An 8,764-nucleotide genomic window follows, 5' to 3' on the forward strand; every position below is an offset into this window, starting at 1 on the left:
TGCGACCCCGCGCCTAGCCCCTGGAGGCGTCCTCATGGATCAGCTGCGCTGCGCGGTCGGCGAGCATGAAGGTCGGCGCGTTGGTGTTGGTCGACGGAATCAGCGGGAAGACCGAGGCATCGACCACGCGCAGCCGCGCCATGCCATGCACGCGCAGGCGCTCGTCGACCACGGCGTTGGCGTCATTGCCCATGCGGCAGCTGCCTGCCCAGTGGTGCATGGAAGCGCCGTGGCGGCGCACATGGTCGAGCAGCGCGGCATCATCCTGCAGGGCGGCGCCGGGCAGGTGCTCGGCGATCACGCGCTGGCGCAGCGCCGGCTGGGCAAAAATCTCGCGCGCAATGCGAAAGGCGTTGAGCACGGCCTGCTGGTCCTGGGGCGCGCTCAGGTAGTTCGCGCGAATCACCGGTGCCGACAGCGGGTCGCCCGAGCCTATGGCCACCTGGCCGCGGGAGACCGGACGCAGAAAACAGGCGGCCGCGCAGAACTGCGGCGTCTTGACGATCGCCACGCTGCCGTCGCTGTTGCGCGACCAGGTCACGGGCTTGAAGTTGATTTGCGTGTCGGGGCGCGTGGAGCCGGGCAGGGCGGTGACGAAAGCCGCGGCCTGGGACGCGCCCATGGTCAGCGCGCCGCTGTGGGTCAGCAGATACTGGATGCCATGCAGCAGCCGGCGCCAGCCCGAAAAGTCCCGGTTCAGCGAGCTGTCCGGCGTGCAGTCGAAAATGCTGTGCGTGTAGAAATGGTCTTGCAGGTTTTCCCCCACGCCAGGCAGATGATGCACGGGGGCGAGGCCCTTGTCGGCCAGCAGCGCGGCATGGCCTATGCCCGAATGCATCAGCAGCGTAGGCGAGCCGAAAGCGCCCGCGGCCACAATCACTTCGCGCCTGGCTTGGGCCTGCAGCTCCACCCCCGCGCGCCTATAGGCCACACCCACCGCCTGCAGGCCGTCGAGCAGCAGCCGGGTGGCCTGGCAATGGTCCAGAACGTGCAGGTTGCGCCGGGATTTCACCGGTTGCAAAAAGGCATGAGAGGCGCTGTGGCGCTGGCCTGCGCGGATGTTGAACTGCAGCATGCCGGCACCCGCATTGCCCTGCGCGCCATTGAAGTCGGGGTTGGGCGCGATGCCCGCCTGCGTGCAGGCCGCGACAAAATCAGCCGACGCCGGGTGCACGTAGCCGGGGTCGACAATGCTGAGCTCGCCGCCCAGGCCGCGCCAGCAGGCGTCGCCTGCCGCGCGCGACTCTATGGCCTTGAAGTGCGGCAACACATCCGACCAGGACCAGCCGCGCACGCCGAACTGCGCCCAGTCGTCGTAGTCCTGCGCCTGGCCGCGCCCGAACACCATGCCGTTGATCAGGCTTGAGCCGCCCAGCCCCTTGCCGCGCGGCGCATAGATGCGCCGGTTGTGCAGCTCCTTTTCCGGCTCGGTCTCAAAGCCCCAGTTGTAAGGCCCGCGGTTGAACATCTTGGCGGTGCCGGCCGGCATCCGCGGCCACAGACCCTTGGGATGCCCGCCGGCCTCCAGCAGCAGCACTTCGCAGCCGGGGTCGGCCGAGAGCCGGTTGGCCAGCACGCAGCCGGCCGTGCCGCCGCCCACGATGATGTAGTCGAACATCATGCGAGCACCTGCGCATGGCTGGCCTGCATCACCGATTTGATGACGGTATAGGCATCCAGACTGTGCGCGCCGCCTTCGCGCCCGAAGCCGCTGTCCTTGATGCCGCCAAACGGCGTCTCGGCCGAAGACACGGTGAAAGTGTTGATCGCCAGCGAACCCGCCTCGATTTCCGCGGCGAGCCGTTCCTGCACGTCGGCGTTGTTGCTGAAGGCATAGGCGGCCAGACCCACATTCAGCGCATTGGCCTGGGCGATGGCGTCGTCCAGCTGCGCAAAGCGGTTGATGATCGCAATCGGTCCGAACGGCTCTTCGCGCAGCACCTGCGCGCCTTCGGGTACATCGGCAAGCACGGTCAGCGGATAGAAGTAGCCCTTTCCAGGCGGGCGCTCGCCGCCGCACAGCACGCGCGCGCCGCGGGTGCGCGCATCGCCCACCAGGCGCTCGATGTCCTGGCGCCGCCGGGCATTGGTCAGCGGGCCGATATGCGTGTCCGGCGCGAGGCCGTCTCCGCATGCTACGGCGCGCGCCTGCTCGGCAAAGGCCTGCACAAAGGCTTCGAAAATGTTCTCGGCCACCAGAAAGCGCGTGGGGGAAACGCAGATCTGCCCGGTGTTGTTGGCCTTGGCCCTGACCGCCAGCCGGGCGACCGCGACGGGGTCCGCGTCGGCGCAGACGATCACCGGCGCGTGACCGCCCAGCTCCAGCAGACAGGGCTTGAGGCGCGCGGCCGCCATTTGCGCCAGCTGACGGCCCACCGCCACCGAGCCGGTGAAAGTGAGCATGCGCACGCCATCGCTTTCCACCAGCGTGCGCGAAATTTCGCCCGGATCGCCGAACAGCACATTGAGCACTCCGGGCGGAAGGCCGGCGTCGACCAGGGCCTGGGCGATATGGAATGCACCCGCTGGCGTTTCCTCGGCCGGCTTGAGAATCAGCGCGCATCCAGCCGACAGCGCGGCGGCGATCTTGCGCATGGGCGAGCCAATGGGCGCATTCCAGGGCGCGAATCCCGCGACCACGCCTATGGGCTCCCTGCGCACCATGCAGCGCAGCTCAGGCCCCAGGGGAACGACCTGGCCATATTGGCGCAAGCCTTGGTTCGCATCCCACTCCAGGATGGCTGCGGCGCGGCGCACTTCAAATGCCGCTGCGGCCAGGCTCTTGCCCTGCTCAAGCACCGTCGCGTGGGCGATCCGCGCTTCGCGCGCACGCATCAGCTGCGCGGCTTTGAGCAGGATGGCTGCGCGCTCGGCCGGCGCCATGCGCTTCCACACCCGCAGACCGCGCGCCGCGCCGGCGATGGCGTTGGCGATATCGGCCGCGCTGGCGTGCGGAATATGTCCCACGACCGCTTCGGTCGCCGGATTGATGACCGCAATGCTCTTCTCGCTCGCCACCCACTGGCCATCGATCAGCAGCTTGATTTCCGGATAATTCATTTTTTCAGCCAAAAAAAAGATCGCAATCGCCCTCGGGCCATTGCGATCATGGATACGGAAAGAATCAGGGCTTGAAGCCGGATTCCTTGACCACCGGCGTCCAGAACTGGATCAGCGAACGCACCTGCTTGTCCATCTCATCGCCGCTGCCGAAATCCGGCGACAGGTTGGCCTGCAGCATGCGTTCCTTGAAGCCGGGGTTGGCAATCGCCTTCTTGATCGCGTCTTCCATCTTCTGGCGCTCGGCGGCCGGCGTCTTCTTCGTGGACCACAGGCCCATGAAGGCTTCGCCCTGGGTGACCTTGTAGCCCTGCTCCAGCATGGTGGGCACATTGGGAAATACCGGCCAGCGTTTTTGCGTCATGAAGCCCAGGGGAATCACGCGGCCATCGCTGACATATTGGAAGATGTCACCGGGCGCCATGATGCCCACCGGCGCCTGGTTGCCCAGAATGGCGGTTTTCACATCGCCCGCGCCCTTGTAGGGCACGACCGTCATCTTGACGCCGAACTGCTGGGACATCACCACGCCCAGAAACTCGGTGATGCTGCCCGCGCCTGCCGAGGCATACATCGTCAGCTCGGGCTTCTTCTTGGCCAGTTCGACGAATTCCTTGAGGTTCTTCGCTCCCGTGCCCGGGCTGGCATAAAGCCCCAGCGGATAGGAAATGACGCGCGCCACGGGCGCCATATCTTCGAGGTAGTTGTAGCGCAGCGCGCCGGGCGTCTGCAGGATGGTCGGGAAGATGGCCCAGCTGTCGGGCGAGAACAGGTAGGTTGTGCCGTCGTGCGGCGCCGCCATCAATGCCTGCGCGGCAATGCGTCCGCCCGCACCGGGCTTGTTCTCGACCAGCACCGTGCGGCCCAGAATCACGCGCAGTTCGTCGGCCAGCATGCGGGCCACGGCGTCGCTGGTGCCACCCGGAACGAAGCCGACCAGCACGCGGATCGGCGCCTTGTCGTTGGAAAACGCCTGGCCGCTCGCGGCCAGCGCCGCCGCCGTCAACCACCACTTGAATTTGCCGAATAATTTCATAGTCTTCGCACCAGATGCATTGAAATTGGATGCTGCCCCAGGGGGAAATCACGCTGGTTGCTCCAAGCGGTCTTGCGGCCGCCTGCACCACCAGCCGCCATGCCTCAGAACGCCAGGCGCATGCCGACTGCGACGGCATTGTTTCTGGACAGGTTCTTTTGCTTGGCCACGCCGTAATCGGCATACAGGCGCGTGGACTTGCTCAGGTCGTAGTCATAGCCGATGCCGATCTTGTTGCGGTCGCGCGCGTTCACATCGCTGTCCAGTTGCGATACCGCCAGCTTGAACCTGCCGGGGCCGATCCTGGCATCCATGCCGACTGTGTATAGATTCGTCGTGGTTCTGAAGTTCTTGTTCTTGCCCTGGGCGGCGTAGGCCATCACCCGAAAGCGTTCGAAGCTGTAGATGAAGGCCGCGTTGAGCAACTCGTCGTTGCTGTTGAGGTTGGTGCCAGCCGCAGGAATCGCCTGGTTGACTTTGGCATAACCGAGGCCGGCATAGATGTTCTCGCCCTGGTACTGGACGTTGCCGCCCGACTGGCTGTTGCTGCCGTTTTCCTTGAAGCTGTACGCCAGATCGAAGTTCAGGCCATTGAAGCGCCTGGACTTGAAGCCCAGGGTGTTGTTGGTGCGTGAGGCGATGTCGGAGTTGGAGTTGAAGTCCGCGTACTGGTTGGCGCCGATCTGGCCGACTCCGTCCATGCCGAATGGGTCGGTCTTTACCGCCAGCCAGAACATGGGCGCGTAGTCCCGTCCCATCCACAACGTGCCCACGTCTTTGTGGCTCAGGCTCACGGTCGATTGCATGAAGAACGGCGAAGTCGCGGAATAGCTGCCCGTATCCGGCGTGAAGCGATGTTCCAGAAGAAACGACGCCGACAGGCCGCCACCCAGATCTTCCGTGCCGCGAAAGCCCAGACGCGACGCCGAGGACTGCTTCATCTGCCAGGCCTTGCTGGCGCCATTGCCGCCGGGATTGGACGAGGCTCCGGCGTTGCCCTTGGCTATTCCCAGGTCCATCACACCATAGATCTGGACGTTGCTGCTGGCGGATGCGGCACTGGCCATGGCCAGCAATGCGAGGGTGGTAAGCGCTTTCTTCATGGTTTCCCTTTGGGTCTGGTTGTTCTATTTGATTGTCGTTGGTTCTGAAATCAGAACAACCTATAGAAAACCCGAGGGAGTGAAGCTATTTTTCTGGAAAAACCAAGAGTAAACCCTGATTGAATCGTGGGTGCAGTCGATAATTTATGAACTTAGTAATAAAAATAGCATGTGCTTTTTTATCTCGACCGCCACCCGCAGGCTCAGGCGCGTTCCATGCGCCTGGCCAACGGCAGGGTCCGCGGGCGAGTGTTCAAGGCGAGACATCCCCAAAGCGCCGCCCGCACGGATGGAGAGGCCGCGCGGGTCATGCCCGTCAATGGAAGCGACCGGGGTGCATCGATCAGAAGCGGTGGGCCATGCCCAGCATGAAGGTCACGCCCTTGTCGTCCTTGGCACGGATGTCCGATTGGGTCCGACCCACTTCGGAAAAGAACATGGTGCGCTTGCTCACGCGATACTCGGCACCGAGCGCAACGGTGCGGGATTTGTCCCGGTCGGCCACTTCCAGGAACTCATAACCGAACTTCAGCGCGAGCATATTGCTGAGCGGATAGCGTGCCCCTAGGCTGTAGCGATCGGAGTCCTGGGCTTGGCCCGGCGCGGCCACGCGGCTGTAGGTCAGGCCCAGGTGCAGCTTGCTGAAGTCATAACGCCCACCGATGGTGAGTACGTCACGGTCCTTGAAGTTGTCAATGGCCGAGGCCGTATTGCCGGCGTTGAGCGTATAGCCCAGCCCCAGAACCAGCGGGCCGCTGCGGTAGAGCGCGGCCAGTTCGGTCGTGTTCTGCTGCTTGGACGCCATATTGTTCTTGGAAACCACTGCGCCCGATACCCGCACCCCGCCGATCTCAGGCGACATGTACATCAGCGTGCCGTTGTAGCGCGTGGGCGCATCGAAGGGTCCGCCGTAGACCGTGGTGCCCAGGCCCAGCGGCATATAGACATCCAGCGGGCGGCGCAGCAGTTCATCGACCGGGCCCCACATCTTTCCCATGGAGATTTCTCCGAAACCGCCCGAAAGGCCGATCTTGGAATTGGTGAAGAAGCTGTTTCCGGTTTGCGAGCCGGTGGACGGATCGAAGCGGTGGTTGAGTATGAAATTGGCTTTCAGGCCAGAACCCAGATCCTCCACGCCTCTGAATGTCAGATTGCTTCCGGCTGCCTCGAGGTTATCTATTGCATTCTTGGACGCCGTGCCGTCGCCTTTTGATGGAGTGAATCTGTAGCCCGCGACAAAACCGCCGCTCACAGTCACCTGGGATTGAGAATGAACAATGCAGGGCGCAGCAAGGGCTACCGCGCAAAACAATCGCAGCATAATTTTTTCCTGAAATTAAAATGTTCGACCAAGGAGAGTAAATATCTCCATCTGCCAAAATAAATCGCCTGTCTTGCGCGACAGGCGATTTTTTACTGAGGCTTCAGACTGGATTCCTTGACAATGGGAGTCCAGTAATTGATCAGCCGGTCAACCTGCTGGCCAAGCACTTTGCCTTCGGCAAAATCCGCTCGCACATAGATCTTTGCCAGGCGTTCCTGCACGCTGGGTTTGCTGAGCACTTTCTTCAAGGCTTCTTCCATCTTGCTGCGCTCGGCCTCGGGGGTCTTGGCATGGGTCCAGAACGCGGAAAATGCGCCGCCATTGACAATGTTGAAGCCCTGTTCCTTGAACGTCGGAACCTGTGGCGCAATCGACCAGCGTTCTTCGACGAAGAAGCCCAGAGGCTTGATCTTGCCGCCGACCTCGGCGAGTCCGTCGCCTGGCGTCATGACACCCGCCGGCACTTGACCACCCATCAGGTTGGACTTGACATCGCCACCGCCTTTGAACGGCACGACGGTCATCTTGAAGCCAAACTCCTTGGACATGACGATGCCCAGAAATTCGGTAATGCTGCCGCTGCCGGACGAGCCATACAACGCGATGCTGGGATCGGCCTTGGCCTTCTCCACATACTCCTTGAGCGTATTCACGCCCGTGCTTTCGGAAACGAACAGCCCCAATGGATAGGAGACGATGCGGGCGACAGGCGAGAAATCCGACTTTAATTTATAGCGCAGTTGCGATTCGGTATTCAGAATGGTCGGGAAAATGGCCCAGCTGTCGGGGGCCAGCATATAGTTGCTGCCATCGTGCGCAGCGGCCTTGAGCGTCTGGGCCGCAAGACGCCCACCCGCTCCAGGTTTGTTTTCCACAATGACATTGCGCCCCAGCACCGGACGCAACTCTTCCGCCAGGAGGCGTGCAATGATGTCGCCATTGCCGCCGGCGGCAAAACCAATAATGATGCGCACCGGATTGTTTTCCTGGGAATGCGCCAGCATGCAGGTAAAGCCGAGGATTGCCGGAATGATGATTTTCATCTTTATTTTTTTCAAAATATTGTCTCCTTGATCTGATTTATTGGATTGGATGGTTGATTTTTACTCAGCTGTCAATGCCTTCTTTCAAAATGAATTCATCGCTCCACAGGTTGGGTGACCCGCCCTCGGTCTTCTGAATGAACTTGTGGAGCAGGTGCTTGAGCAGCACGCCATCCATGTCGTCCATTTTTCCCAGCAGCTGCTCCTCATGCGACTTGGCGATCGCCAGCAGGCTGACGCTGTCGAAAACGCCCTTGTCGGTCAGGCAATACACCGGCTCTTCGCCCGCGCTGCGCGCCACCGTGGTGACCCAGCCCTTGTGCTGGAGCGCGGTCAGCGTCTGCAAAATGGTGTCCAGCGCGGCATCCTGATTAAACTGGCCGAACATTGCGCTGGTCAGGTTTTTCTTGGTCAGCATGATGGTCAACAGCCGCCATTCGTAGTCATTCAAACCGTACTTTTCCAGATGGCCGCGCATGCTGTCGAGAAAATTGCGGCGCGCGCGGCCGAACATGTAGCCCAGCATGTCGGCGCGGAAGGAGGGCGGTTCGGTGTCGGCAGGCTGCGACAGCTGCAGGGCCGCATCCTTGCACGCCGCCAGTGCATATTTGCCGGCGTGAAAGACCAGCGGCGCCAGCGCATTCTTCTCGAACTGCTGGACCTCGCCCACGAAGATGATGTGGTCGCCGCCTTCATATTGGAACGTGGTCTTGCATTCGAAGCGCGCCGCGCAGCGTTGCAGCAGGGGCACGCCATGCTCCGATGGCACGCTGGCTACACCGGCGAACTTGTCCTGGCCGCCGCGCGCGAACTGGTTGGAAATACCTTCCTGTTCGGCGCTGAGGACGTGCACCGCCCAGTGCTTGGCGGCGACAAAATCCTGCAGGCTGAAGGCTTTTTTGGCCAGGCTCCACAACACCAGCGGCGGCTCGAGCGAGACCGAGTTGAAGCTGTTGGCCGTGAGGCCAATGGGCTCGCCATTGCGGCCCACGGCGGTGATCACGGTCACGCCGGTCGCAAAGGTGCCAAGCGCGGCACGAAAGGCCTTGGCGTCAAACGCCGGGGCGATGGTTTCTTGCATGTTCTGTCTCCCAAAGATGGTGGGGTGGGGTCTCGCAGCGGTCAACTTTGGCGTGTTGCAAGAATGTCCAGCGCCACGTCGACAATCATGTCTTCCTGGCCGCCGACCATGCGGCGC

The 8,764-nt window shown here is 62.2% G+C and carries 8 protein-coding genes; all 8 read right to left on the reverse strand.

Going from position 1 to position 8,764, the window contains the following annotated elements:
• Positions 1 to 13: 13 nt before the first annotated feature.
• Positions 14 to 1,621: a GMC family oxidoreductase gene (locus RR928_RS15190; RefSeq protein WP_332538141.1), complete on the reverse strand. Its 1,608-nt coding sequence runs from the start codon at positions 1,619 to 1,621 to the stop codon at positions 14 to 16.
• The gene (locus tag RR928_RS15195; RefSeq protein ID WP_332683157.1) at positions 1,618 to 3,060 is read right to left on the reverse strand and encodes an NAD-dependent succinate-semialdehyde dehydrogenase; all 1,443 of its coding nucleotides are present in this window, start codon (positions 3,058 to 3,060) and stop codon (positions 1,618 to 1,620) included. Before RR928_RS15195 ends, RR928_RS15190 begins: the two co-directional genes overlap by 4 nt.
• A 64-nt stretch (positions 3,061 to 3,124) precedes the next feature.
• Complete coding sequence (locus RR928_RS15200; protein WP_332538137.1) at positions 3,125 to 4,096, reverse strand: Bug family tripartite tricarboxylate transporter substrate binding protein; 972 nt, start codon at positions 4,094 to 4,096, stop codon at positions 3,125 to 3,127.
• A gap of 104 nt (positions 4,097 to 4,200) precedes the next feature.
• A complete protein-coding gene (locus RR928_RS15205; protein WP_332683160.1) occupies positions 4,201 to 5,199 on the reverse strand; it encodes a porin in 999 nt (332 codons plus the stop codon).
• A gap of 343 nt (positions 5,200 to 5,542) precedes the next feature.
• On the reverse strand, positions 5,543 to 6,520 hold the full coding sequence (locus tag RR928_RS15210; RefSeq protein ID WP_332538135.1) for a porin: 978 nt from the start codon (positions 6,518 to 6,520) through the stop codon (positions 5,543 to 5,545).
• Positions 6,521 to 6,612: 92 nt separating this feature from the next.
• A complete protein-coding gene (locus tag RR928_RS15215; RefSeq protein ID WP_332538134.1) occupies positions 6,613 to 7,566 on the reverse strand; it encodes a tripartite tricarboxylate transporter substrate-binding protein in 954 nt (317 codons plus the stop codon).
• A gap of 64 nt (positions 7,567 to 7,630) precedes the next feature.
• On the reverse strand, positions 7,631 to 8,647 hold the full coding sequence (locus tag RR928_RS15220; protein WP_332538133.1) for a flavin reductase family protein: 1,017 nt from the start codon (positions 8,645 to 8,647) through the stop codon (positions 7,631 to 7,633).
• A gap of 41 nt (positions 8,648 to 8,688) precedes the next feature.
• Positions 8,689 to 8,764 (reverse strand): hypothetical protein (locus tag RR928_RS15225; RefSeq protein WP_332683163.1); only part of this gene is annotated, 76 nt, incomplete at its 5' end.

It is taken from the genome of Comamonas sp. (assembly GCF_036666375.1).
In the GTDB taxonomy this organism is placed as follows: Bacteria; Pseudomonadota; Gammaproteobacteria; order Burkholderiales; family Burkholderiaceae_C; genus Comamonas.